The sequence below is a fragment of the Streptomyces sp. WMMB303 genome, from assembly GCF_029351045.1.
In the GTDB taxonomy this organism is placed as follows: Bacteria; Actinomycetota; Actinomycetes; order Streptomycetales; family Streptomycetaceae; genus Streptomyces.
In genome coordinates, this window is record NZ_JARKIN010000001.1 from 6506706 (window position 1) to 6533048 (window position 26343).

Here is a 26343-nt window from a genome sequence, read left to right on the forward strand (position 1 = left end):
CCGCCGGGGGCGGCCGAGCCTGTCCGGAATCAGGCCTTCCGGTACTTCATGCCAGGAAGAGTAGAGGACGATCGCGGCGGGGCGTCCAGGAGAGTCCGGCTACATGATCCCGAAGAGCAGTCCCGCGCCCAGCACCGTCAGGGAGGTCAGCACCGCCCACTTGATCGTGAACCGGGTGTGCTCCCCGAACTCGACCTTCGCCATCCCGACCAGGACGTAGACCGCCGGGACCAGCGGGCTCGACATGTGCAGCGGCTGGCCGACGAGCGAGGCGCGGGCGATCTCCAGTGAACTGACCCCGTGCGCGGCCCCGGCCTCGGAGAGGATCGGGACGATGCCGAAGTAGAAGCCGTCGTTCGACATCAGGTAGGTGAACGGGATGCTCAGGATCGCGGTGACCACCGCCATGTGCGGTCCCAGCGCGTCGGGGATCGCGCCGACCACGGTGCGCGCCATCTCCTCCACCATGCCGGTACCGGTCAGTACGCCGGTGAAGACGGCCGCGGCGAAGACCATGCCCGCCACGTTGAGCACGTTCTCGGAGTGCGCCGCGATGCGGGCCTTCTGGTCGGCCATGTCCCGGAAGTTGACCGTCAGCGCGACCGCGGCGCCCAGCAGGAACAGGACAGGGATGGGGAGGAGCTGGGTGATCAGCAGGGCCAGGAGGGCGACGGTGAGGGCCGCGTTGAACCAGTAGAGCCTCGGGCGCAGTGTGGACCGGTGCGGGTCGAGCACCGCGGCCCCGCCCGCCGGGCTGCCGGAAGGTGCGGCATCGCCGCCGGTGCCGGGGTGCGCGGTGCCGCCGCTGCCCGTACCGGAGTGTGCGCCGCCGTCCGCGGCCCGGGCACCGGGACCCGCGGCGCCGCCGGGCCGCACCTTGCTCAGCGAGACCCGTCCGGCGCCCGCAGGGGTGCCCGCTCCCGCACCCACCAGCACGGTCTCCGCCTCGGCGCCGGGCCCGGATCCGGCGGTGTCGGCCCCGGTCCCGGACAGCAGGCCGAGGCGGCGGCGCTCCCGCAGGCCGAGGGCGTACGAGAGGACCAGGACGCACAGCAGGCCGACGGCGAGCGCGGGGATCATCGGGACGAAGATGTCGCCGGCGTCCACGTGCAGCGCGGTCGCGGCCCGCGCGGTGGGCCCGCCCCAGGGGAGGGTGTTCATGACGCCGTTGGCGGTGGCGGCGACACCGGTCAGCACGACGACGCTCATGCCCAGCCGCCGGTAGAGCGGCAGCAGCGCGGAGACCGTGATCATGAAGGTGGTCGAGCCGTCCCCGTCCAGCGAGACGATGGCGGCGAGCAGCGCCGTGCCCAGCACGATCCGCAGCGGGTCGGCTCGGCAGAAGCGCAGGATGCCGCGGACGATCGGGTCGAAGAGGCCGACGTCGATCATGACGCCGAAGTAGATGATGGCGAACATCAGCATGGCGGCTGTGGGGGCGAGGTCGCCGACGCCGTCGAGGACGTACTCGCCCAGGTGCGCACCCTGTCCGACCAGCACGCAGAAGAGCGCGGGGATGAGCACGAGCGCGGCGATGGGGGACATCTTCTTGGCCATGATCAGCACCAGGAAGGTGGCGATCATGACAAATCCGAGGATCGTCAGCATGGAAAACCAATCTCTCGCCCGCCGCGACGCGGCGGGGGAAGCCGCCCGCGCCCCTGCCGTGACGCGGCGGGGGCCCGGTGCCCGGTGACGGAGCGCCGGGTGGCGGCCCTGTGACGGGGCCCCGGCGCCCTGCGGTCGCCCGACGGTAAGCAGCGTCGACTCGTCGTCACAAGGGCGTCATCCGCGAGCAATATGCGCGAAACCCCAGCTCACACGGGTGGCTCGGCAATCCCGAGGGCCGGGAGTCCGGGTCCGCGGCCCCGGACTCCCGGCGGCCCCGGTCCGACGTCGGAGCCGTCCGGCCGGGACGGCGCCGACCTGGTTGGACGCGGCGGCGCTGGGCACCCGGGAAGGGCACGCGGTGTGAGGGGAGTGAGAGGGCGTGCCTACGGAAACCATGGAAACCGTCCGGATCAGGACCGGCGGCGGAACGGTGCTCACCGGTGATCTCCAGGTGCCGGACCGGGTGACGGGCGCTGTGCTGTTCGCGCACGGCAGCGGCAGCTCGCGCTTCAGCCCCCGCAACCGCGCGGTCGCCGCCGCGCTGCGCGAGGAGGGGCTGGCCACCCTCCTGCTGGATCTGCTGACCGAGGACGAGGAGCGGATCGACGCCGCGACAGCGGAGCACCGGTTCGACATCCCGCTGCTGGGTCGCCGTCTGGTGGCAGCCGTCGACGAGCTGACCCGCCACGGGCGGACGGCCGGACTGCCGGTGGGCCTGTTCGGGGCGAGCACCGGGGCGGCGGCGGCGCTGACGGCCGCGGCCGAGCGGCCGGGCACCGTGTACGCGGTGGTCTCCCGCGGCGGCCGGCCCGATCTGGCGGGTGACGCCCTCCCGGAGGTGCTGGCTCCGGTGCTGCTGATCGTCGGGGGTGACGACCACCAGGTGCTGCGGCTGAACGAGGCCGCCGCCGAGCGGCTGCGCGCCCCGCACCGGATCCACATCGTCCCGGGCGCCACCCATCTGTTCGAGGAGCCCGGAACCCTGGAGGAGGTCGCGCGGGTGGCGGCCGGGTGGTTCGCGCTCCCGCCCACCACGGACGGCGAATGAGGCGCGGCCCGGTACGGGCCGCACATCGGCCGGTGCCGGCCGGGCGTCGGCCGGATGTCGCGAGAAGGGAGCCGAGATGCGTTTCGCAGACCGCGTCCAGGCGGGCCGCGAACTCGCCGCGGAGGTCAGCCGGTTGCAGCGGACGGAGGAGTTGCGGGACCCGCTGGTGCTGGCGCTGCCGCGGGGCGGGGTACCCGTCGCCGCGGAGGTGGCACGCGCGCTGCACGCGCCGCTGGACGTGCTCGTGGCCCGCAAGATCGGGCTGCCGGGCCGGCCGGAGTACGGTGTCGGAGCCATCGCCGGGGAGGATCCGCCGGTCTACGACGCGACGGCCCTGGAGATGCTCGGGCTCACCGCGGACCGGCTGTCCTCGACCGTGGCGCACGAGCGCGCCGAGATGCACCGCCGCCAGAGCCTCTACCGGGGCGGCCGCCCCGAACCGCGGATCGAGGGCCGCACCGTCCTCGTCGTCGACGACGGGCTGGCGACGGGTGTCACGGCCCGGGCCGCGCTGCGGCATCTGCGGCGGCAGCGACCGGCCCGGCTCATCCTGGCGGTCCCGGTCGGTTCGCCGCAGGCCGTCCGGGAACTCAGCCGCGAGGCGGACACCGTGCTCTGCCCGAACCAGCCGGCCGTCTTCGAGGCGGTTGGCCTGTGGTACGAGAACTTCCCGCAGATCACCGACGCGGAGGTGACCGAGGCCCTGCACACGACAACGGCGGGCTGAGGCCCACCGGCGGGCCCGTACGGGCGGCGCCGACGGTAGGGGTACACCGCCGGCGCCCCGCGGCAGACCCGTGCCGGGGTGCCCGGAACACGCTTCGCGGGCACCCCGGCGGTGAGGCAGGGGGCTGACGGCTCCGGCGCCGAGGACGTTCGACGTCGTCAGGCGGCTGCCGCGGCACCGGGGGCGGCCGCCGAGGTACGGCGCCCGGTCTGGCCGGCACCGGTCGTACGGCGGCTGCCGCGCCCGCTCCGGCCGGTGCGGGCGGAGCCCGTCTCCGCCGGGCGGCGCGCGGCACGGCGCTCGTGTTCGACCTGGCGGCGGACCCGCTCGCAGCTCTTGGACAGCAGCCGGGAGACGTGCATCTGGGAGATGCCCAGCTCCTCGCCGATGCGCGACTGGGTCATGTCGCGGAAGTAGCGCAGATACAGCACCTGCCGCTGGCGCTCGGGCAGTTCACGCAGGCACGGCTTGACCGCCTCCCGCGCCACCACCGTGTCGTACTCGGGCTCCGAGGCCCCGAGCGTGTCGGCGAGCGAGAAGCCGTCGTCGGCGCTGCCCGCGACGGACGCGTCCAACGACAGCGAGCGGAAGCTGTCCAGCGCCTCCATCCCAGCGGCCACGTCCTCCTCGGACATGCCCGTGTGCTCGGCGATCCGCGCCACCGACGGCGGGCCTTCCTCCAGGCCCGCGGTCAATTCCCGGACGGCGTTCCGCACCTTGTTCCGCAGTTCCTGCACCCGCCTGGGGACATGCACGTCCCAGGTGTGGTCCCGGAAGTGCCGCCGGATCTCACCGGTCACGGTCGGCACGGCGAACGGCACGAACGGCGTCCCCTGCGCGGGGTCGTAGCGGTCCACCGCCTTGACCAGGCCGAGCGCGGCGACCTGCTCCAGGTCCTCCAGGGACTCGCCGCGGTTGCGGTACTTGGCGGCCAGCCGATGTGCCATCGGCAGCCACGCCTCCACCAGCCGGCTGCTCAGTTCCTCCCGCTCCGGACCCTCCGGGAGTGTGGCCAGCCGCGCGAAGTCCTCCGCGGTGTCGGGTGCGTCGTCGTGGCTGTGGCGGGTGCGCTGCGGACGGTACTTCACGGGGCACATGGGATCGGGCTCCTCCCGGTGTCGCTGACACGTGGACGATCGCGGGAGAAACGCCCGGGTGACACACCCGGGGGACCCTGGGGTCTCCTCCCGCGATGTGCCTGTACTCCCAAGCACGTGGAGTCTCGTGTATCCGACTCGGACTCCGGTAAACACCCCGACCTGTCAGGTGGACATCCGTTTCCTCCGAGCCGGTACGACTGCTGTCCGGGAGTTCCTGGGACTGTTCGGGGCTGCACGGGAGGGTACGGAGTTTGTGCGGATCTGTGCGGGACGGTCGGAGCCCGCCGCGGCGGCGGGCCCGCGTGGCGGGCCGACCGGGCCGGGGGCGTAAGGTCGGCGTCCGGCCATCTGCATCCCTGTGGATGGCCGGTTGTCTGCCCTTACCCTCACCAGGAGATTCCCCGCATGACGACCGACAGCGCCACCGGTCCGCCCATCTACAGCAGCCTGATCGAGGAGCACGGCGACGTGCCCGGTGATGTACGCCAGGCCGCCGAGGCACTCACGCAGGAAGCCGAGCAGGCGGTGGACTTCTCGCCCGTGCACCACCGCCACCCCAGTACCGGAAGACCGGAGTCAGCAGAGCCTCCGGCGGGTCGTCCCGCGCCTGCTCCTGCTCCTGCTCCTGAGCAGCCGCGCCGTAACGGACCGCCCGCGCCGAAGGCGCCGGCCGGGCCCGCCGGCCCGCGAGCCGGTCAGCTCCCCGGCCCCCCGGCCGGGGAGCGGCCGCAGCAGTACGCGACGGAGTAGTCGGGGCCCGGCGGCCCGGACCGGCACGCCCGCGGACCGGCGCCTTCCACGGAAGCGGTTCCGCGCCGGGACGGACCGCGCGGCTCACGGCGGTGCCGCCACGGTCGTCGGGCCGGTGCCGGTGGCCGGGTGACCCGCCGGTGCGTGCGCCGGGTCACCCGACCGGGGTCAGCGCTGTCCGCGCGACTCGCGGCGGTCCGGTGGGCCGCTTCCGGCGCGTCGGCCGGGCTCCGTCCGCACCTCGCGGAGGGCGGTGGCCAGGTGCTTGCGCACCGGCTTGGGGACGGCGGTGCCCTCGGCGCCGGACACCAGCGCGGCGGCCACGCTCCGCAGCTTGACGTTGGAGTGCTGGGACACCCGCACCAGGACCTGCCAGGCCGTCTCCGCGTCACACGGCGCCAGGGCCATCACCATGCCCCTGGCCTGGTCGATGGCGGGACGGCTCGTCAGCGCCTCCCGGAGCTGCCCGGCCTCCGTCTCGAGTTCGTCGATCCGCGCGGTCAGCTCCGCGCGCTCCCGCGCGGACAGCGGCCCGTCGCCGGGGTCCGCCGAGCCGTCCGGTTCCGCCCCGTCCACGTCGACGGGCTCGCGTTCGGCCTCGGTCCTGTGGGCCGGGGGCGCGGCCGACGTGGTCGCCTCGCCCAGCGGTACGGTTCTGGGCCGCGGGCATCCCGCGAGCGCAGCCGTACGCGCAGACCCGGTTGCGGCACTCATCAAGCTCTCCCAGCGTTCGGACGGCCCTTTCCGCGGAACCGCTGTGACAGCCGACCCGCGTACCGGGCTCCTCCGAGCGTGAACCCACCGGCCCGATACCAGCAACCCTGTGCCAACCGGGCATCGCAGCAGAAAAACGGCACCGGGGGCTGTGTCCCCAACCCGCCGGTGCCTCCGCGAGGCGAGCTCACTCCCGCGTACCGGTGCACGTTACCGCCGATCCGCAAGGGCAAACCCGACTGGGCCCGCGGCGCACCGGAAGTGGCAGCGGCCCACCGGGGGCGCCGGGTCGGAGTTCGGCCGGAAATCGCCCCTCGCCCCTCAGAATCCGCCCCCGAAGTCACCGCCGCCGAAGCCGCCGCCGCCGTCACCGAAGCCGCCGCCGAAGTCGCGCGGATCGGCGCCGCCCCCGGAGAAGTCACCGCCGAAGTCGCCTCCGCCGGAGGGGTCGCCGAGCCCGTCCGGGTACGGCCCGCCGAGCGCGCCGCCCAGCAGGGTGCCCATCAGCAGGCCGGGCAGCAGCCCCCCGCCGAAATACCCGGCGGCCCACGGCGCGTACACCGGTCCGGCTTCCCAGTACGGCCGCGGCCCCTGCGGGGTGCCGACCTCGCGGGTCGCGGGCTCCTCGCCGCCGGCCAGCCGGGCGGCGTCCGCCGCGCAGACGGGGACGGCCCGCTCGGTTCCGCCCGGCGGCGCCCATTGCACGTCCTCGACCGACGGCCCGTGCCGCGGGTCGAAGAAGCACGGGGCCCGGCGCTCGGGCAGGGCCGCGCCGCGCAGCCGGGCTTCCAGGGTGGCGAGGGCGAATCTGCCGTCCGCCAGCGCCCGGCTCACCTCGCGGACGTCCTGGGGGCGGCGCGCGTCGGCCATCCGGGTCTTGGCGTCGTCGTACGCGTCGAGTGCCCGCGCGTAGTCCTCGCGCGCGGCATCCGCTTCCTCGCCGCCCGTCTCGGCCCCGGTCCCGGCGGCAGCGGCGCCGGTGCCGTCCGGACGGGCGCGGGCGGTGGCGGTGGCCGGGTCGAAGCCGATCCGGCTCAGTTCCTCGCCGAACGCGGTGATGTCCTCGTCCACGACCGGGCGCAGCTTCTCCAGTCCGGCCCGCTCCAGCCGCGCCCGCCGCCTGCGGGAACCCCGGCTGACCAGGAAGGCGCCGCCTCCGGCGAGCAGCACCAGGACGCCCAGGGTGACGATCGCCGCGGTGCCGCCTCCGGTGCGGCCGCCGTCCCCGGCGGCACCGTCCCCGTCCCAGGCCGCGGGTGCCGAACCGGAGGCCTGCCGGACCGCCCGGTCGGTGAAGTCGGTGACCATCGCGCCGGGGTCTCCCGGGTGCGCGCGCCGGACCGCGTCGACCGCGTCCCGGACGGCGTCCCGCGACATGATCCGACTGTCGGCGCCCGCGTCGAAGCGGTCGCCGAGCGCGACCGCGTAGACGCCGGGGATGCCGGTCGCGGTGCGCAGCTGACGCAGCAGCGTCTTCCGGTCGAAGTCGCCGTCGGCGGGCAGCACGGCGACGAGGACCGGTTTGTCGGCCCGTTCGACGGTGCTTCGCAGCGCCTTGGCGGCCGCCGGGGGGAGCGCGTCGCGGGCGCGCGGGTCGACGTGTACGGGGCCGTCCCGCAGTGCGGCGGCCGCCGCGGACACTCCGTCGCCGTCCGCGGCGCGCGGCCCGCCGGGGCCCGCGGTCGTCAGCAGCAGCGCGACCAGTGCCGCGGTGAGCACCGACACGAGCCGCGCACCCCTTCGTACGGCGTTCATACGATCACGTTAGCGCATAACAGACATTCCTCACTTTGAGAAATCTCTGCCTCGCAACGGAAAGCCACCCCTGACCCGCCGTGAACTTTTCCACCGGACCCGGCATCCAACGCTGTACCGGCCTCCGGGTCCGGCTCCGGGGCGGAGGCCGGGCACGGAGGCCGGCCCCTGCCGGCCGCGCCTCCCGAGGCGCCGCGGACAGGTATACACCCCGTGTATACACATGATGTAGAGTCGTCGGCATGCCCATCCGCCACCCGTCCCACCGGCCGCCGCTCATCCGGCCGGCCGGCGAACGCCGGTGACCGGCGGCCCACGGCGGCGGACAGCACCGCACACCCACCACGACTCGATCCCGTCCGCTTCCGCCCCGGCGATCCGCGAGGCCACCCGCCGCGGCTTCCCGGAGGTCCCCGAGCGGTTCCGCGGCGGAAGCCGAAACGACCCGCGCCGGCCCCGGGACGGCCGCCGCCCCACCCACGAACCCACCCCGGAGGTGCGCCCCTTGCTCCCCCCACTCAGCACCGGCCAGGGGTCCGACCCGTCGGCCGGACCCCTGCTGCACGCCGAGGGCGTGCACAAGACCTACGGATCGACAGCGGCGCTCTCCGGTGCCGACTTCTCCGTCGCCGCCGGTGAAGTCGTCGCGGTGATGGGCCCCTCGGGCTCCGGCAAGTCCACACTGCTGCACTGCCTGGCGGGAATCGTCCCGCCGGACGCGGGCCGGATCACCTACCGGGGCCGCGAGATGTCGGCGCTCTCGGACGCGGAACGCAGCACGCTCCGCCGCGGTGACTTCGGGTTCATCTTCCAGTTCGGACAACTGGTGCCCGAGCTGACCTGCCTGGAGAACGCGGCCCTCCCGCTGCGGCTGGCGGGCGCACGCCGCAAGGAGGCCGAGGCACAGGCCCAGGAGTGGCTCGCCCGCCTGGAGGTCGACGACATCCGCCACCACCGGCCCGGCCAGGTCTCCGGCGGCCAGGGCCAGCGCGTCGCCGTGGCCCGCGCGCTGGCCGGATCCCCCCGCGTCGTCTTCGCCGACGAGCCGACCGGCGCGCTGGACTCGCTCAACGGTGAGCGGGTCATGCAGCTGCTGACGACCGCCGCCCGCGAGACCGGGGCCGCGGTGGTGCTCGTCACCCACGAGGCGCGGGTGGCCGCCTACTCCGACCGCGAGGTCGTCGTACGGGACGGCACGGCACGGGACATGAGCGGTGTGGTGGGCGCGGTATGAGCGACAGGCCCAGGGCGCACCGGGTGCGCGCGTGGACGCGGGACCTGGCCATGGGCGCCGGATTCGCCTTCTCCGGCCGGCAGGGCCGGCTCCGCACCCTGCTGACCGCCGTCGGGGTGGGGCTCGGGGTGGCCATGCTGCTGCTGGCCGCCGCGGTGCCGTCGATCATGAGCGCGCAGGAGTCCCGCCGGGACGCCCGCGCGGTCAACGGCTCGGCACTGGGGAACGCCACCTCGGCGGACGAGAGCCGGGCCACCGAGCGCACCCTGCTGACGGCCGTCGCGAACACCACCTTCCACGGGCGGGACATCGACGGTCGGCTCCTGCAGGCCGACGGCAGCCACCCGGTGACCCCGCCGGGCACCGAACGGATACCGGGGCCCGGCGAGATGGTGGTCTCGCCCGCGCTCAAGGAGCTGCTCGACTCCGCGGAGGGCGCTGAGCTCGCGAAGCGGCTGAACGCGCGGGTCGTCGGCGTCATCGGCGACGACGGCCTGCTCGGACCGGCCGATCTCTCCTTCTACCTGGGCAGTGACGCGCTGCGGGCGGGGGACGCACAGCGCGTGAAGTACTTCGGCCACGTCGAGGAGCACGGCGAGGTGGACCCGCTGCTGATCCTGCTGGGCGCGGTGGCGTGCGCCGTGCTGCTGATGCCGGTGGCCACCTTCATCGGGACGGCCACCCGGTTCGGCGGCGAGCGGCGGGACCAGCGGCTGGCGGCCCTGCGACTGGTGGGCGCCGACGCGGCCATGACCCGCCGGATCGCCGCCGGTGAGTCGCTGGCCGGAGCGCTGCTGGGGCTGCTGCTCGGCGGCGCGGTCTTCGCGCTCGGGCGCGGACTGGCCGCGGACGTCACCCTCTTCGACGTCAGTGTCTTCCCCGCCGACGTGGTCCCGGACCCGGTGCTGGGCGCGCTGGTGGTGCTCGGGTTGCCGCTGGTGACCGTCGGCGCCGCCGTGTTCGCGCTGCGGGGCGTGACGATCGAGCCGGTGCGGGTGACCCGGGAGAGCACGCCGCGGCCGCGCCGGCTGTGGTGGCGGCTGTTGCCTCCGGTGGTCGGGCTGGCGCTGCTGCTGCCGCTGGCCGGGGCGCTGGGCCCGGGGGGCGGCGAGGTGAACGAGTTCCGGGTCACCGCCGGGGTGGTGGCGCTGCTGAGCGGGGTCGCGCTGATACTGCCCTGGGGGGTGGAGCGGCTGGTCGGCAAGCTGCGCGGAGGGCCGGTCTCCTGGCAGCTCGCGGTGCGCCGGCTCCAGTTGTCCAGCGGCACGGCGACCCGGGCCGTCAGCGGAATCACCGTCGCCGTGGCCGGGGCCGTCGCGCTGCAACTGCTGTTCAGCGGGGTCGAGGCGGAGGCCACACACGACACCGGCCAGGAGAAGTCCGCGCAGCGGCGGGTGAACGTCATCGACCTCACAGCCGACACCGCGGGCGCCCGGAAGCTGGACCGGGCTCTCGCCGCCACCCCGGGCGTCGCCGGGACCGACGGGTTCCTGGAGAGCACCCAGGAGGTCGCGGGAGAGGCGGCGGGCACCGACGCTGCGCAGTACGCGCAGGTCATCGTGGGCGACTGCGCAACGCTGGGGAGGGTGGCGGAGGTCGGCTCCTGCCGCGACGGGCAGGTCTTCCGCGCTGCGGCCGACCCGCGGGACACGGACGAGGAGACCAGCCGTCCCGCCCCGCCGCACGCCGGAGCCGCCCTCCGGGTGGCCGGGCCCGACGGCCGCGGCACCGAGAACTGGCGGATCCCCGACGCCACCCGCACCGTGCCCGCGAAGCCGTCCGGCTGGGGCCCTCCGGTCACCGGGATCCTGGTGACGCCCGGCGCGCTCGCCCCCGACCGTCTCGACCTCCGGTACACCGGCTGGGTGCGGCTCCAGGACGACGAGCCGGAGGCGCTGGAGCACGTCCGCACGACCGTCTACCGGCAGAGCCCGGCGGCCGACGTGTGGCTGTCCCAACCGACGAAGATCTCCGCCGGGTTCGCCGAGCTGAGCCGGGTCATCTTCGCCGCGGCCACCGCGGTGCTGGTGCTCATCGCCGCCAGCATGGTCGTGTCGCAGGCGGAACAGCTGCGCGAACGCAGGCGGCAGTTGGCGGTGCTGGTGGCCTTCGGGACCCGCCGCGGCACGCTGGGCGCCTCCGTGCTCTGGCAGACGGCGATCCCGGTGGCCCTGGGGCTCGTGCTGGCCTCGGCGTTCGGTCTCGGCCTCGGCTGGACCCTGTTGCGGGTCATCTCGCGGTCCGTCGTGGACTGGAGCGTCATCTGGCCGATGTTCGCCGTCGGCGCCGGGCTGGTCGCCGTCGTGACGCTGCTGAGCCTGCCACTGCTGTGGCGCATGATGCGCCCGGCCGGCCTCCGCACGGAGTGACGGAGGCCGGCCGCGGGGCCGCTCACGCGGGCGCGGCGGCGAACGGGCCGCCGTCCGCGAACACGTGCGCGGCGAAGCGTTCGCCGATGCGGCGGTGGGCGGCCGCGTCCGGGTGGAGCGCGTCGGGCAGCGGCAGTTCGGCGGCGTCCGCCTCGCCGTAGAGCTCCAGGCCGTCGAGGTAGTACAGGTTCGGGTCGTCGGACGCGCGGGACCGCACCACCCGGGACAGCTCCTCGCGGATGCTCCGCAGGGTCAGCTTCCCCGCGGCCCGCTCCGCCGGATCGCCCATGGCCACGAACCGCAGCCGACCCTCCCCGAGGGCTTCCAGGTCCGGGAGGCTGGGGCCGGGGGTGTCCTCGTGGATCGGGCACAGGAGGGACGAGACGACCAGCAGCGGCGTGTCCGGGTGCCCCTCGCGGAGGGTGTCGAGGAAGCCGTGCACGGCCGGGGTGAAGGCGCGCAGCCGCATCAGGTCGCTGTTGACCACGTTGATGCCGATCTTGACGCTGATCAGGTCGGCCGGGGTGTCCCGCATCGCGCGGGCGGTGCCCGGGTCGAGCAGCGCCCCGCCGCCCAGCCCCAGGTTGACCAGCTCCACACCGCCGCGCGCGGCGGCGAGCGCGGGCCAGGTCGTGGTGGGGCTCGCCGCGTTGGAGCCCTGGCTGATCGAACTGCCGTGGTGCAGCCACGCCCTGCGGCCCCGGTCGGGCAGCGGATCGACGGGGGCGTCGGTGCGGAGGGCCAGCAGCTCGGTGGTCTCGTTGTGCGGCAGCCAGATCTCGACGTCCTTCATCCGGTCCGGCAGCCCGGTGAAGCGGAGCGTGCCGCCGTGGCCGGACGTGGTCTCGGCGGTCCCGGCCGCCATGTCGACGGTCAGGGTGTTGCCGCCCGGCACCCCGCCCTGGTCGGCCAGGCCGCCGTCCACGACCAGGTCGTACAGCCCGTCGGGGAGGGCCGGGAGGCCGGTGTAGGCCCGCTTGGTGGGCAGGGTGTCGAGTTCGACGGCGGTCGCGGCGGTACGGAAGGCCAGCCGCACCCCGGAGGGCTGGGACTCGGCCATGTGCAGCTGCCCGTCGTCGCACTGGGCCCGGGCCGCGGCGGGCAGCCGGTGCGGCAGCAGGCCGTGCTCGGTGCGCTCCAGTGCGGACGCGCCGCGCACGAGGTCCGCGGTCAGGGGTGTGGTGGTCCAGTCGTCCTCGGCGTGCATGTCCTCAGCCTGTTCGCGTCGTCGGTCGGTCGGATGGGTCCAGGGCGGTCCGGGTGGCTGCGGGTCGGTACGGGTGCGGGCACGGAGGGGCGTCACGGGCGGGGTTCGGGCCAGTTGCGCAGCAGCGCGTCGAGGGAGTCCAGCACCCGCTCCCACGTCTGCTGGGTGTCCGGGGCGCTGTGGCTGAACCCGCCGCCCATCTCCAGGCTCACGTAGCCGTGGAAGACGCTGCCCAGCAGCCGGACCGCGTGCGTCTGGTCCGGCTCCGGCAGGTCGTAGCCGCGCAGCAGCGCCCGGGTCATCCGGGAGTGCCTGATCCCCGCGCCGGCCGCCGCCGTCTCCGGGTCCAGCCTGGTCTGCGCGGCGGCGTAGCGCCCGGGGTGCTCCCGCGCGTAGTCGCGGTAGACGTTCGCGAAGGCCGTCAGCGCGTCCTTGCCCGAGCGTCCGGCGAGCGCCTCGGCGGCCCGGTCCGCCATCTCCTCCAGGGCGAGCAGCGCGATCTTCGTCTTGAGCTCCTGCGAGTTGCGCAGATGCGAGTACAGGCTCGCGACCTTGACGTCGAAGCGCCGGGCCAGCTCCGAGAGGGTCACCTGATCGAAGCCGACCTCGTCGGCCAGCTCCGCGCCCACCCGGATCAGTCGCTCCGTGGTCAGCCCCGCACGCACCATAACGCTCCTCCTGTCGACCTGAGGCCATTATCTATTTGCCTAACACCTTTAGGCAAATTAGCCTCACGTATATGCAACCGTTGACCGAGCGAGAGATCCGGGCCGCGTTCGTGAACTGCACGAAGGGCGAGGCCAAGCGGCTGTCCGTGCCACGCGACCTGGCCGAGCGGCCCTGGGCGGACCTGGACTACCTGGGCTGGCGCGACCCCCAGGCCCCCGACCGCGCCTACCTGGTCACCCGGCGGGGCGACCGCCCCAGAGCCCTCGCACTGCGCTGCCCCGCCCCGGCCCCCTGGCAGACCCGGCGCAGCATGTGCTCGATATGCCTGACCGACCACACGAGCGGGGTCTCGCTGATGGTCGCGCCGATGGCCGGCAAGGCCGGGAAGCAGGGCAACTCGGTGGGCACCTACCTGTGCAGCGACCTGAGCTGCTCGCTCTACGTACGGGGCAAGAAGGACACGGGCCTCGCCGTCCGGTACCGCGAGTCGCTCACCGTCGAGGAGAAGATCCAGCGCGCGGCGGCCAACCTCGACACGTTCCTGGCCCGGGTGACGGCCTGATCCCGGGGCGGCTCCGGGGCCGCCCCGCGGGCACGGCGACGGCGGCGCCCGGGCCGACGGGAGATCGCCGGTCCGGGCGCCGCCGCACTCCGGGTGTCAGCCCTGCCCGGCCGGCGCGGCCGCGGGCCCCGAATGCACCGCGTCCAGTTCCTCCTCACTCATCCCCTCGACGAGGGCGACGACGGCCAGACCCCGCTCGGCCACATCCAGGGGCCCGTCCAGCGGCTCGTCCGGCGAACCGTCCCGCGGGCCGGAAGCCGGTTCCGGCGTGGGCCGCGGCTCGGCAGCCCGGGCCGGAACCGCGGCGGTGTGCGGCGCGTCCTGCCGCGGGGCCTGGCCGGACGGCGCGGGCGTCCGGCCGATCCAGTAACTGCCGCTCTCGAAGGCCGTCGGGGGCAGCGGCGCGAACGGGCGGGGGCCGTCGTGCAGCCGCCGCCAGGGCACCTCGCCGCCCCGCACCCACAGCTCGGCCAGGTGCGCCAGGTTCCGGTCCTCGACCAGGCCGGCGAGGAAGTGCTCACCCTGGCTTCCGGCGAACAGCGCCCCCAGCGGACCGGGGTCCTCCTCGGCGTTGCCCGTGCGGACGGCGGCGCCGCCGGCATCCGCCGCGGGCGTCTCGTCGTCGGCGAGATATCCGGACAGCGCCGTCCGCAGCTCCGCCATCGAACCGGCGACCACGGCGAGCCGCTCGGGCTGGGCCTCACGGCCCAACTGGCAGGTGTAGGCCACATCGGCCAGGCTCACCGGGCAGTCGTCGTCCGCCACATACGCCAGCAGCCGCTCCACCGCCGTGCGCAGCCGCGGACGAGTCCGCGCGGACAGCACCACGAGCTGACTGCCGGAGGCGGACCCGTACTCGCCCGGCTCGGTGCCCGGCGGCGGCTCCTCGACGACGAGACTCACGTGGCTGCCACCCGGGGCGACCGAGTTGACCAGCGCACGGCGCGGAACCACCGCCCCCGCGGAGTCCTCCCCGCCGGCCACCCCATCGGGAGCGCCGCCCCGGGGCGTCCAGGGTGCGGTCCGCTCGCACAGCTCGAGCGGCGCTCCCGCCAGGTCGAGCCGCGGGTTCGGGGCTCCGGACGCGGTGAGGGGCGCGAGCTCGCCGTGCTGCAGTTGCAGGATCACCTTGGTCAACTGGGCGATCCCGGAGGCGGCTTCCGGATGGCCCAGCCCCGAGGCCACCGAACCGACCGGAACCGGCTCGGATACTCCGTCGAACACCTCGCGCAGCGCGCGCAGTTCAGCCTCGTCCGCCGCGGGGACCCCGTTCGCCGACGCCTCCACGCAGCCGATGGAGTCCGCCGCCGCACCGGCCTGCGCCAGCGCCCGCCGTACGACCTTCGCCTGAGCACGGCTGCCCGGCACCGTGAACTCCGCCGACCGGCCCCCGTGCCCGGAGGCGGTGCCTCTGATCACGGCGTACACCCGGTCGCCGTCGTGCAAGGCGGCGTCCAGCGGCTTGAGCAGGACGGCTCCGACCGCCTCGGCGGGCAGGTAGCCGTCCCCGTCGCGGAAGCTGCGGCTGCCCTGGCCGCTGCCCAGCAGCCCCAGCTCGGACAGCGCGAGGTACTTGTCCGTGTGCACCGTGAGGTTGACGCCCCCGGCCACGGCCAGCTCGGCCTCCCCGGACAGCAGATCGGCACAGGCGAGGTGGACGGCCTGCGCGGAGGAGGTGCACCTGCTGTCCACCGCCAGGCTCGGCCCCTCCAGGCCGAAGAACTGCGAGACCCGGTTGGCGATCAGGTTGTACGAGGAGGACGAGGCGAGCGCCGCCGGCACCGGGCCCGCGCCGTCCGCCCGGTAGAGCTGGTAGGACGCCCCCACATAGACCCCCACCCGACGCCGGTAGCGGCGCCCGAGTACCTCCTGGGTCACGCCGGCCTGCTCCAGAAGCAGCCACGCGGTCTCCAGGAACAGCCGCTGCTGCGGGTCCATCTGGGCCGCCTCCCTCGGGGAGACTCCGAACAGCAGCGGATCGAACCGGTCGATGCCGTCGAGGAACCCGCCCCAGGCCGACGCAGCCGTGTCCGGCCCGGCGGCCGCCGCGTCGGACGGCGCTGCGCGGCCCCGGCGCCCGGCGGGCAGTTCGGTGACGCAGTCCGTGCCCGTCCGGAGGTTGGCCCACAGGGTGCCGAGGTCACCGGCCTGCGGATAGCGTCCGCTGACGCCGATGACCGCCACCCCGCCGTCGGCGGGCCGGGCCGTGCCGGCACGCCCGTCCGCTCGCGGGACGGCCTCCGTCGGGACGGCGGCCGACGGGGCGGGCACCGCCGCAGCGGCGTCCGGCCGCGGCGCCTCGGGGGCCGGGTCCGGTGCGCTCGGCGCGTCCGGATCGGGCGCCGGTTCCGGGGTCGGTGCCCCGGCCGGCAGGGCGGTCTCCGGTGCCGGTTCGGTCGGAGGTTCGGTCGGCATACCGAGCAGCGCGCGCAGTTCCGCGGGGTGGTCGGAGACGAAGTACCGGGCCAGCTCCCGCACCGACTCGACCTCCAGCAGCAGCGTCCGGGACAGGCGGCCGAAGGACTCCTCCAACTGGGAGATGACTTCCACCGCGATCACGGAGTCCATGCCGTAGCGGTCCAGTGGCGCGTCCGGTGCCAGCCTCTCGGAGCCGAGCTTGAGCGCCTCGGCCAGTACCCGCCGCAGGTGGTCGACCGCACGGTCCTCCAGAAGGCGGCCCGGGGCGCTGTCCGGAGCCGCCGGAGCCGGAGCCGGAGCCGCCGACGCGCCGGCCCCGACGATGCCGCCCGTCCGGGCCGCGGAGTCCGCATCCGGCCCTGCCCCGCCCGGTGCCTCCGCCGCGGAGCGGAGGAGTTCGCCGAGCAACCGCCCGCGGTCCCCGGCCAGGACGAGCAGCCTGCCCTCCGGCCGGTCGCCGTCCGCGGTCAGGACGTGCCGCAGCACCGCCAGCCCGCGGGCGGTGTCCAGCGGCACGAGGCCGGCGCGGCGCAGCTGCTCCCGTACGGCGTCACCGCCCATGCCGCCCGCTTCCCACAGCGGCCAGCCGATCGACACCGTCCGGCCGGTGCACCGCCCCTCCTCGACCAAGCGGTTGCGGTAGCCGGCGTAGAGGTCCATGAACGCGTTGCCCGCCGCGTAGTCCGCCTGCCCCGCGTTTCCGAAAGCACCCGCGGTGGAGGAGAAGCAACAGAAGAACTCCAGCGGCTGGTCCCGGGTCAGCTCGTCCAGGTTGACCAGCCCCGGCACCTTCGGCCGGAGGACGCGTGCGAGATCTCCGGGGCTCTTGCGCAGCAGCAGTCCGTCCGCCAGCACTCCGGCACTGTGCACGACGCCGGTCAGCGGCCCGTGGTCCTCGGTCACCTGCGCCAGCACGCCCGACAGCGCCCGGCGGTCGGCCACATCGGCGGTCCGGTGGTCGACCGTCAGACCGAAGGCACGCAGCTCCTCCAGTTCGCGCTGCCGTCGCGGATCCAGCGGGGACCTGCCCAGGAGCACCACCGTGGCGTCCTCGACGGTGGCGGCGATGTCCTCCGCCACGAGGCGGCCCAGACCGCCCGCGCCGCCAGTGATCAGATACACGCCGCCGGTCCGCCACGGCGCGGGGCCGGACGGGGCGCCCTCCGCCTCCTCGGCGAGTCGCCGCACCAGCCTGCGGCCCGCCCGGTACCGCACCTCCGGCTCGGGTTCGGGGACGGCCTCGGCGGCCAGCCGGGCGGCCACCGCGGCGGGCCCGGCGCCGTCCAGGCATTCGACGTACTGGGTGCGCAACAGCGGCTGCTCGGCGGTGGCCGACCTCAGCAGCCCCGCCAGACCGCCCGCACACGCCAGGAGTTCCTCTCCGGAGGCGTCGCCGGGCGGTACGACTCCCGCCAGGACCACCTGGAGCAGCACCGGCTGCCGCACCCCCCGCGCCAGGATCTCCCGCACGAGGGCGAACACCCGCTGTGCGGCCTCGCCGTACCAGGCGTCCGCCGGGCCGTCGCCGAGCTGCACGGAGCGGCATTCGGCGCCCGCGGGCAGCGCGGTCCGGAGGGCGTCCCGCTCGTCCTCGGCCCACCGGCCGAGGACCACGACCTGCCGTGCGCGGTACGCCTCGCCCGCGGCATCGGTGGCGCCGTCCCGTCCGGCCACCGCCTCCCGCACCCGCCATTCCGGCCGCAGCAGCAGCACGCCGTCCCGCTCCGCCGGGTCGGTGGCTGCCGGTACAGGGGGTCGTGCCGGCGCGGCCGGGCGGCCCGGGAGCGGCTCCTGTCGCGCCCCGGTGCCATCGAGGGGATCGAGGTCGAACCAGCAGCGCTCCCGTGCGAACGGGTATCCGGGCAGCGCGACGCGTCGCGGGCGCGGGCCGGCGGGAGCCAGCTCCTCCCAGTGCACCGTCGCTCCGCGCGCCCACAGCCGCAGCAGTTCCGCCTGCTCGCCCCGCTCGGTCCAGGCCGCTGCCGCGTCGCGCAGTGCGGCTCCGCCCGCCTCCGCGGCCGCCTGCCGGCCGGGGCCGACACTTCCGCGCACCCAGGCGGCTCCGGACACCGGGTCCTCCGCGCCGGACAGGAACGCCTCCAGTACCGCCGCGGCCTCCTCCGTCGTGGCGGCGGCGAAGGCCAGCCGCTCCTCCAGCGCCATGCGCCCGACCTGGAGCGTCCACGCGACATCGGCCAGCGCGTACCGCGGCGATCCGGCCAACCGGGTACGCAGCCGACGGGCCTGCTCGGCGAGCTGCTCGGGGCTCTTCGCGGAGAGCACCAGCAGCGCGGGACGGTCCGGTGCGACCGGCTGCGCGGGGGGCGGAGCGGTTTGCGGCAGGTACTCGGCCAGCACGACGTGGACGTTCGACCCTCCGGCGCCGAAGCCGGACACCCCTGCCACGCGCGGGATCTCCCGGGTCGCGCCCGTCTCGTCCCGCACGGTGGGCCGGCGCCAGGGCTCGGTGTGCTGCTGGACCCGCAGTGGGGTGCTGTCGAAGTCGATGTGCGGGTTGAGGGTGCCGGAGTGCAGGCTGGGCACCAGCTCGCCGTGCCGCATCTGCAACAGCACCTTGGTGACTCCGGCGACACCGGCCGCGCCCTCGCAGTGCCCGATGTTCGACTTCACCGAGCCGATCGGGCAGGTGCCCGGCGCGCTGTCCGAGGCGGCGAACGCTCTGCTGAGGCCGGTGATCTCCAGCGGGTCGCCCAGGGACGTACCCGTACCGTGCGCCTCCAGATAGCCGACCGTCGCCGGGTCGACGCCCGCCGCGGCGAAGGCTTCGGCGACGACCTCGCCCTGCGCCGCAGGCGAGGGGACCGAGTAACCCGAGGTGCGGCCGCCGTGGTTGAGCGCCGTCCCCTTGACCACCGCGTGGATGTGGTCGCCGTCGGCCACTGCCCGCTCCAGCGGCTTGAGTACGACGACGCCGACGCCCTCGCCGGGAACGTAGCCGTCCCCGCCCTCGCCGAAGCTGCGGCAGCGTCCGTCGCTGGAGAGGAACCGGCGGCGGCTGAGCATGACGAACTTGTTCGGGTGCGAGTGCAGGTTCACCCCGCCCGCCAGCGCCGTCTCGCACTGGCCGCTGCGGATGGCCTCGCAGGCCAGATGGATGGCGGTCAGCGAGGAGGAGCACATGGTGTCCACGGTCATGCTCGGGCCGCGGAAGTCGTAAAGGTAGGAGACCCGGTTGGCGATGCTGGAGGCGCTGCCGGACAGGGCCGTGTACCTGCCCCGGTCCTGCGCCTGGGCACCGTAGAGCTGGTACTCCGCGTACATCGCGCCGACGAAGACCCCGACTCTGCCCGGGGGCGCGACGGCTGCGGCGGCGCCGTGCGGATCGGCCGCGGCACGGGCCAGCAGCTCGCCGGTGTAGCCGCTGTCCTCCAGCGCGTGGTGGGCGCACTGCAGGAACAGCCGCTCCTGCGGATCCAGCAGTTCGGCCTCGTGCAGCGAGATCTGGAAGAAGAGCGGGTCGAACCGGTCGATGTCGTCGAGGAATCCGCCCCACGCGCCGGTGGACGATCCGGTGCCGTCGGCGTACCTGCGGTGGTCCCAGCGCTCCGGGGGGACTTCTGTGATGCAGTCGCGGCCCGACCGCAGGTTCTGCCAGAACTCGTCCAGGTCGGCAGCCTCCGGATAGCGGCCGCTCAGCCCCACGATCGCGATGTCGGTGCCGGTGCGGTCGCCGCTTCCGGTCGACTGCCCGGTCGTTTCCGGGACGGCCGGGACGCCGGCGGGCGCGGCGGCCCGGGCGGGCGCGTACGGCTGCTGCCCGGTGCCCGCGGGAGCGGCCAGGGGGCGGGTGCTCAGCCCGGTCAGCTCGGCGCACACCCCGCCGTCCTCGTCGAGCACGGTGATGTCGACGTCCTCGGTGCTGCCGGGCCGGTACCGCAGCCAGGCATAGGCGTACGCCGGAGCCGCGGCGTACACCTCGACCCGTTCGACCGCGAACGGGAGGGCGGCACGGCCGCGTTCGCCCTGCCGGCCGTCCTGGAACGCCGACAGTCCTGCCACGGCCTGCAGCGCGCCGTCGGCGATGCTCGGGTGGAGCAGGCAACCGACCACCTCACGCGCCTCGGCCGGCAGCCGGAGCCGCGCCAGTACCTCGGGACGCCCGGACGCGCCGGTGCCCACGCCCAGTTCCGTGACCGAACGCTGCGCGGGCCCGTAGTCCATGCCGACGCCGTCGTAGAGGCCGTAGACGTCGGCGGCGGGTACGGTCCGCCGGGAGCACCGCTCCCGCAGCCGAGCCGGCGGCGGGGTCGCGGCAGCGCCCTCCCGCAGGCTCGCGCGGCCGCGTCCGCACAGGTCCGGCTTCCCGTCGCCGACGACGGCGTGCAGGGTGTAGTTCCAGCCGCCGGGGGACTCCCGCACGGCGACCCGCAGCTCCAGTCCCTCCGGCCCGCACAGCGCCGGGCGGAGCCATACGACATCGTCGAGCCGCACGGTGCCGGCTCCGGCCTGCGCCGCGCCCTCGACCGCGGCGCGCGCCATCTCCAACTGCGCGACCGCGGGCAGGATGCGGTCCCCGTGCACCCGGTGATCGCGCAGGAAGGGTTCCGCTCCGGAGAAGCGCGTGCGGTACTCCACCGCGCCGTCCCGGTGGACGAGGTGCTGCAGCAGCGGATGCGCGGAAGCCTCGTCGGACGCGTCGGCGGCCGGACGGACCCGGGCGGTCAACCGGTCGGCGACGGCGTCCACCGTGAGATGGTCGGCGAGCGACTCCGCGGCCGGTACCGCCCCCAGGCGCGCACCGAGCCGCTCCGCGAGCACGGCGCGGGCCGTCAGGTCGAGCCCGTACTCCCCCAGCTCCTGGTCCCCCGCGATCTCGTGGGGCTCCACCTCCAGCACGGCGGCGAGTTCCTCGATCATCGCGGTGTGCGCGGAGAGGTCTCCGCCACCGGGCGTCGCCCACTCCGCGCCGCGTGCGGGAGCGGACGGCTCCGGCGCCGAGCCGGACGCGGCCGGTGCCGGCGCGCCGCGTCGCCCCGCGGTCTGCTCGTCCAGCCAGGCCGCCAGATCCGCCGGGGACCGGTGCTCGAACATCACGGTGGGCGAGAGCGAGAGCGCCAGCCGCTCCTCCAGCTCCGGCACCATGGAGACCAGGTCGGCGGAGGCCAGCCCGAGGTCGTAGAACCCGGCGGCGGTGTCGACCCGCCCCGGTGGCAGCGACAGCCGGGCGCCGACCAGTTCCGCCACCAGTTCCGCGGCAGCCGGCCCGCCGGGGGCGCCCCCGCCCTGCGGCGCGCTCACCGCGTCCCGGCCCGCGACCGCCCCTGCGGTCACGGCCGCTGCGCCGGACGGCTCCCGGGCCGGGTCGGCCACCGCGCGGGCGGCCTCCTGACGCGGCTCTCCCGGCACGTCGAGAGTGGCCGCGGCGCGCACCCGCTTGGCGACGATGTGCCGCAGCTCGGCGACCTGCCGGCCCGTCTCGTCGTAGAACTCGACGGCGAGCCGCATCAGTTCCTCGTCCCGGTGCGCCGACTCCGCAGGCACCCGCACGAAGCAGCGGCTGCCCAGCGGCGCCGTGGCACGGAAGGACTCGAAGACCAGCGGCAGATAGAGGTCCTCGACCGCCCCGCCCTCGTGCAGCATGTGCAGGCCCACCCCGGCGCCCAGTACCCCGGCCTCGAACAGGGCCGGGTGGAAGGGGAATTCCGCGGCGGTGTGCCGGTGCGCCGGATCGAGCTCGACCTCCGCTATCCAGTCATCGGGCCGGTGGTGCACCTGACCGCCGACCTTCATCAGTCCCGAGTGGTGGAGGTTCCGCTCCCGCAGCCACGCGTACAGGTCGGACATCCGGGTGTGCCGGTGCGCGCCGGTGACCGGGGCCGTCAGCCGCCCCTCGAAGGCGGGCAGGGAGTGCCGGTGCGCGGTGACCGTCGCGTGCACCAGGTCGGGTCCGCGCCGGGGGCCGCCGTCCTGCCGGGAGCCGAGGATCTCGATCCGGCACCCGCCGGTGGCAACGGGCCGTCCCCGCACGGTGGTGGCCAGGCGTTCCCCGGGGGCGGCCACCAGCGGGGCGAGGATGGTGAGGTTGCGCAGCTCCACAGAGGAGGGCTGCCAGCCGTGCCGGGAGAGGACTTGCAGCACCAGGTCCACGTAGCCGACGCCCGGAAGCAGATGCCGCCCGTGCACGACATGGCCGCGCAGCAGCGGGTTGTCGGCGGTGACGGTGAAGGTCTCGTCGAAGGTCAGCGATTCGGGCATCGGTATCCGTCCCATGAGTCGATATCCGCCCCCGCAGGGCGATGGACCGGCGGGCGTTCCGCGGCGGCCGATCCGGAAGCCCTTCCTGGCGGGAAGGAAATCAGCGGCTCAGTCCTGTCGTGCTGCGTGACTGAAGAGAAAAGGCGAATCGAATGGCGCGTCATGCGCACAGTTCAAAGACCCTGTCGGACGGAGGGCCACCCGCGGGGTCCTCCGGACTTCGGCGAACAGGATCGAGCAATCGGCGCACCGAGGAGATCGGAGCCGACAGCTGCTACCTGTGAAAAATAGGTGACATCTCCCCGTGGTTCCCCCGTTGCGTTGCTGACGCGTGGTCGCCGGTGCGGAAGCCCGTATTCGATCCGTCTGCCGCGCATTCTCATCCGACCACGACCGTCGGCAACGTTAGCGAAGCCGGGCAAGGGGTGGCAACCCTCCCAGGAGCAGGATCCGGGGACCCGTCCCCGGATACCTCCGCGACGCGAGGCGCGCGCCGACGGGTGATCAGAAAGCAGGGCACGCCCGGACGTTGATTCTGCGCGCGATGCGCTTTCGGCACTCCGCGCCGACAGCGTCCGACCACCTGGTTCCGGAGCGCGGCACGGCGGTCGGGAACTATGCTGAACCGGCCGAGGCGAGCCGCCGCGGCCGCCGGATTCCGTACGGGTGAGTGGCCGTTCCTTTCGCCGCCGCCGTCCCGGCACATCACACAACAGGGGGAATGCGTGAGAATCGAAGGGAGTGTTGCGCTGGTCGCCGGCGGAACATCCGGCCTCGGGCTCGCTGCGGTACGCATGCTGCACGGCAAAGGCGCCTCCGTGGTCGTCATGGGCCGTACCGCCGAACCCGGCGGACAGCTCGCGAAGGAACTGGGTGAGCGAGTGGTGTTCTCGCCCGGAGACGTGACCAAAGAAGACGACGTACTCGCGGCCGTCGAACGCGCCGCACTTCTCGGCCCGCTGCGCATCGCGGTGAACTGTGCCGGAATCGGCAGCGCGGGCCGGACCGTCGGCAGGAACGGCCCCTTCCCGCTTGCCGCTTTCAGCAAAGTCGTCCAGGTCAACCTGGTCGGCAGTTTCAACGTCGCCCGGCTGGCCGCGGCGCAGATGTGCCGGAACACCGACGGCGCCGGTGCCGCCGACCCGGAGGAGCGCGGCGTCCTCATCAACACCGCGTCCGCTGCCGCGTTCGAGGGCCAGATCGGGCAGGCCGCATACGCGGCGTCCAAAGGCGGCGTGGTGGGCATGACCCTGCCGATCGCCCGCGATCTCGCGGAGTGGCGCATCCGGATGGTCACGATCGCGCCCGGACTCTTCCGCACCCCGATGTTCGACCCCCTGCCCGAGCCCGCGCTCGAGGCGCTCGGTCAGCAGGTGCCGCACCCCGCCCGGCTGGGGGACCCGGCGGAGTACGCCTCGATGGTCTGCCACGTCGTGGAGAACCCGATGCTCAACGGCGAGACGATCCGGCTGGACGGCGCCCTGCGGATGCCGCCCAGGTAGCCCGGCGGCCGGCCGGGGGCCGAACGCGCCTCCGGCCGGCCGCCGACGGGCCCGCGGCCGGACGCGCACTCCCGGTGGGCCGGTCCGCCGGCTCCGCGGCCGGTTCCCCGGCCGCGGACCGGCCGCCCGGTGTCTCACTCGGCGGTCGCCACCGCGTGCTCGGCCAGGATGAGCTGGCAGATCTCGCTGCTGCCCTCGATGATCTCCATCAGCTTCGCGTCCCGGTACGCGCGTGCCACGGCGTGTCCGTCCTGCGTCCCGGCGGACGCCAGTACCTGCACCGCCCTGGAGGCACCCTGGGCCGCGTGCCCGGCGCCGACGTGCTTGGCGAGGACGGTGGCGAGCACGAGGCCGGGCGAGCCGGCCTCCCAGCAGTCGCTCGCGTGCCCGCACGCCTGCGTCGCGACCTGCTCGGCGACGAACAGTTCGGCCAGGTGGCGCTGGACGAGCTGGTGTCCGCTCAGCTCCTTGCCGAACTGGGCGCGGGAGGCCGCGTGCCGGGCCGCCGCCCGCCGGCAGGCGCGCAGGATGCCCACGCACCCCCAGGCGACCGAGATCCTCCCGTAGGTGAGCGCGGCGGTGACCAGCAGCGGCAGCGGCAGTCCCGGACCGCCGAGGACGCTGGAGGCCGGGAGCCGCACCCCGTCGAAGCTCACGTGCGCGTGCCCGGCGGCGCGGCAGCCCATCGGGTCGGCGACGCGCTCCACCCGCACGCCGGGCGCCGAGGCGGGCACCACCACGGCGGCCGCGCCGCCCTCGCAGGTGGCGAAGACGACCAGCAGGTCCGCGTAGGACGCGCCGGTGACCCACACCTTCCGACCGGTCAGCACGAACCCGTCGCCGTCGGCGATGAGCGAGGTGCTCATCGCGGACAGGTCGGAGCCGGCGTCCGCCTCGCTGAACCCCACCGCCGCCAGCCGGCCCTCGACCAACTGCGGCAGCAGCGCGGCGGCCTGCTCCGGTGCGGCCAGCCGCTGAATGGTCCAGGCCGCCATGCCCTGCGACGTCATCACACTGCGCAGCGAACTGCACCTGCTGCCGGTGTGCGCGGTGAGCTCCCCGTTGTCATGGCTGGTGAAGCCGGGGCCGCCGGACGCGGTGCCGACCTGTGCGCACAGCAGGCCGCGGGCGCCCAGGTCGCGCAGCAGGGCGACCGGGATCTCCCCGGCGAGGTCCCAGGCCCCGGCCCGGTCGCCGACGAGTTCGTCGACGACCGCGGTCGCGGCGGCGAGCGGTTCAGGCACCGTCCGCCGCCCCGGACCCGCCGCCGAGCCGGAGCACGAGCTCGGTCATGCTCCGCACCGTGCGGAAGTTGTCCAGCCGCAGATCGGTGCCGACGATGGAGATCCCGTACTCCTTCTCCAGTTGGACCACGAGTTCCATCGCGAACATCGAGGAGACCAGGCCGGAGGCGAAGAGCTCCTGCGTCGGCGTGACGGAGGTCTTCGTCCTGGCCTCCAGAAAGCTCAGCAGGTCCCGCTCGACAGCCTGTGCGTCGATGCCGTCGGTGTGCTGTTCCGTCGTCACAGCTCGTCCTTTCCGTATCCGTAGAAGCCACGGCCGGACTTGCGGCCGAGGTCGCCGTCCCGCACCTTGCGCCGCAGCAGGTCGCAGGGCCTGCACTCGTCGGCACCGGTGCGCTCGTACAGGGCGTCGAGCGAGTCGACGAGGTTGTCCAGCCCGATCATGTCCGCGGTGCGCAGCGGGCCCGTCGGGTGCCCGAGGCAGCCCTCCATCAGCTGGTCGACCGCCTCGGCCGAGGCGGTGCCCTCGCCGACGATCCGCGCCGCGGTGTTGATCATCGGGTGGAGCAGTCTGCTGGTCACGAAGCCCGGCGCGTCCCGCACCGGCACCGCGCGCCGCCCCAGGTCGCCGAGGAGCGCGACCAGCGCCTCGACCGTCGCGTCGCCGGTCTGCGGGCCCCGGCTCACCTCCACCATGTCGATCAGGTAGGGCGGGTTCATGAAGTGGGTGCCCAGGAGTTCGGCCGGGCGCGCGGTCGAGGCGGCCAGCTCGCTGATCGGGATGCCGGAGGTGTTGGTGATCAGCGGAGTGCCGGGCCGGACCGCTGCCGACGCCTCCGCGAGCACCCGGGCCTTGGCCTCGGACGACTCGGTGACCGCCTCGATGACAGCGGTCGCCTCCGCCACGTCGGCCGTCGAGGTGCTGGTGGCCAGCTCGCCCGGGGCCCGGCCGGCGGGCAGCACACCCATCAGCTGGGCGTGCCTGAGCTGATGCGCGATCCTGCCGCGGGCGTCCGCGCATCGCGACTCGTCGGTCTCGACGAGTACCACGGGGATGCCGTGCCCGAGCACCAGGGCGGCGATGCCCGAGCCCATCACTCCCCCGCCGACGAGGGCCACCCGGTGGCCGGTCGGTTCTTCCGTCATGGTCGGTGCCACTCCTTCGTGCGCGCCGAGCGGTCGTGCCCGCCGGGCGGTCGTCGTTCGGATGCGGGCGG

At 74.6% G+C, this 26343-nt stretch carries 17 protein-coding genes; 7 read left to right on the forward strand and 10 right to left on the reverse strand.

Annotation, left to right across the window (positions count from 1 at the left end):
- Window positions 1-99: 99 nt before the first annotated feature.
- Entirely contained in the window at window positions 100-1608 is a 1509-nt protein-coding gene (locus tag P2424_RS28350; RefSeq protein ID WP_276478509.1) for a citrate:proton symporter, read from the reverse strand.
- Window positions 1609-2005: 397 nt separating this feature from the next.
- Between P2424_RS28350 and P2424_RS28355 the strand changes: the two genes are divergently transcribed.
- Both P2424_RS28355 and P2424_RS28360 read left to right on the forward strand, forming a co-directional pair.
- Window positions 2006-2659: an alpha/beta family hydrolase gene (locus tag P2424_RS28355; protein ID WP_276479162.1), complete on the forward strand. Its 654-nt coding sequence runs from the start codon at window positions 2006-2008 to the stop codon at window positions 2657-2659.
- Window positions 2660-2735: 76 nt separating this feature from the next.
- On the forward strand, window positions 2736-3386 hold the full coding sequence (locus P2424_RS28360; protein ID WP_276478510.1) for a phosphoribosyltransferase family protein: 651 nt from the start codon (window positions 2736-2738) through the stop codon (window positions 3384-3386).
- A gap of 158 nt (window positions 3387-3544) precedes the next feature.
- On the opposite strand, the gene P2424_RS28365 is transcribed toward P2424_RS28360, so the two are convergent.
- Window positions 3545-4483, reverse strand: coding sequence for a SigB/SigF/SigG family RNA polymerase sigma factor (locus tag P2424_RS28365; RefSeq protein WP_276478511.1), 939 nt, complete (start codon window positions 4481-4483; stop codon window positions 3545-3547).
- A 408-nt stretch (window positions 4484-4891) separates the two neighbouring features.
- Between P2424_RS28365 and P2424_RS28370 the strand changes: the two genes are divergently transcribed.
- On the forward strand, window positions 4892-5236 hold the full coding sequence (locus tag P2424_RS28370) for a hypothetical protein (RefSeq protein WP_276478512.1): 345 nt from the start codon (window positions 4892-4894) through the stop codon (window positions 5234-5236).
- A gap of 168 nt (window positions 5237-5404) precedes the next feature.
- Here P2424_RS28370 and P2424_RS28375 read toward each other — a convergent pair whose 3' ends face one another.
- Window positions 5405-5950 (reverse strand): ANTAR domain-containing protein, encoded by a 546-nt coding sequence (locus P2424_RS28375; RefSeq protein ID WP_276478513.1) that lies wholly within the window; start codon window positions 5948-5950, stop codon window positions 5405-5407.
- A 321-nt stretch (window positions 5951-6271) separates the two neighbouring features.
- Window positions 6272-7705 (reverse strand): hypothetical protein, encoded by a 1434-nt coding sequence (locus P2424_RS28380; RefSeq protein WP_276478514.1) that lies wholly within the window; start codon window positions 7703-7705, stop codon window positions 6272-6274.
- A gap of 505 nt (window positions 7706-8210) precedes the next feature.
- Here P2424_RS28380 and P2424_RS28385 point away from each other — a divergent pair.
- Window positions 8211-8939, forward strand: coding sequence for an ABC transporter ATP-binding protein (locus P2424_RS28385; RefSeq protein WP_276478515.1), 729 nt, complete (start codon window positions 8211-8213; stop codon window positions 8937-8939).
- Window positions 8936-11308 carry an ABC transporter permease gene (locus tag P2424_RS28390; protein WP_276478516.1) on the forward strand — a complete coding sequence of 791 codons (2373 nt, stop codon included), beginning with the start codon at window positions 8936-8938 and terminating at the stop codon, window positions 11306-11308. Before P2424_RS28385 ends, P2424_RS28390 begins: the two co-directional genes overlap by 4 nt.
- A gap of 22 nt (window positions 11309-11330) precedes the next feature.
- On the opposite strand, the gene P2424_RS28395 is transcribed toward P2424_RS28390, so the two are convergent.
- On the reverse strand, window positions 11331-12515 hold the full coding sequence (locus P2424_RS28395; RefSeq protein WP_276478517.1) for a GDSL-type esterase/lipase family protein: 1185 nt from the start codon (window positions 12513-12515) through the stop codon (window positions 11331-11333).
- 92 nt (window positions 12516-12607) lie between these two features.
- The gene (locus P2424_RS28400; protein WP_276478518.1) at window positions 12608-13183 is read right to left on the reverse strand and encodes a TetR/AcrR family transcriptional regulator; all 576 of its coding nucleotides are present in this window, start codon (window positions 13181-13183) and stop codon (window positions 12608-12610) included.
- A gap of 71 nt (window positions 13184-13254) precedes the next feature.
- Here P2424_RS28400 and P2424_RS28405 point away from each other — a divergent pair, with 71 nt between their 5' ends.
- Window positions 13255-13746 (forward strand): FBP domain-containing protein, encoded by a 492-nt coding sequence (locus P2424_RS28405; protein WP_276478519.1) that lies wholly within the window; start codon window positions 13255-13257, stop codon window positions 13744-13746.
- 96 nt (window positions 13747-13842) lie between these two features.
- Here P2424_RS28405 and P2424_RS28410 read toward each other — a convergent pair whose 3' ends face one another.
- Window positions 13843-22380 carry an SDR family NAD(P)-dependent oxidoreductase gene (locus tag P2424_RS28410; protein WP_276478520.1) on the reverse strand — a complete coding sequence of 2846 codons (8538 nt, stop codon included), beginning with the start codon at window positions 22378-22380 and terminating at the stop codon, window positions 13843-13845.
- A gap of 725 nt (window positions 22381-23105) precedes the next feature.
- On the opposite strand from P2424_RS28410, the gene P2424_RS28415 reads away from it, so the two are divergent.
- On the forward strand, window positions 23106-23882 hold the full coding sequence (locus tag P2424_RS28415) for an SDR family NAD(P)-dependent oxidoreductase (RefSeq protein ID WP_276478521.1): 777 nt from the start codon (window positions 23106-23108) through the stop codon (window positions 23880-23882).
- A gap of 134 nt (window positions 23883-24016) precedes the next feature.
- Here P2424_RS28415 and P2424_RS28420 read toward each other — a convergent pair whose 3' ends face one another.
- The 3 genes from P2424_RS28420 to P2424_RS28430 are packed head-to-tail and all read right to left on the reverse strand — an operon-like array spanning window position 24017 to window position 26272.
- Window positions 24017-25126 (reverse strand): acyl-CoA dehydrogenase family protein, encoded by a 1110-nt coding sequence (locus P2424_RS28420; RefSeq protein ID WP_276478522.1) that lies wholly within the window; start codon window positions 25124-25126, stop codon window positions 24017-24019.
- Window positions 25119-25409: an acyl carrier protein gene (locus P2424_RS28425; protein ID WP_276478523.1), complete on the reverse strand. Its 291-nt coding sequence runs from the start codon at window positions 25407-25409 to the stop codon at window positions 25119-25121. Before P2424_RS28425 ends, P2424_RS28420 begins: the two co-directional genes overlap by 8 nt.
- On the reverse strand, window positions 25406-26272 hold the full coding sequence (locus P2424_RS28430) for a 3-hydroxyacyl-CoA dehydrogenase family protein (RefSeq protein WP_276478524.1): 867 nt from the start codon (window positions 26270-26272) through the stop codon (window positions 25406-25408). Before P2424_RS28430 ends, P2424_RS28425 begins: the two co-directional genes overlap by 4 nt.
- Between the last annotated feature and the right edge of the window lie 71 nt (window positions 26273-26343).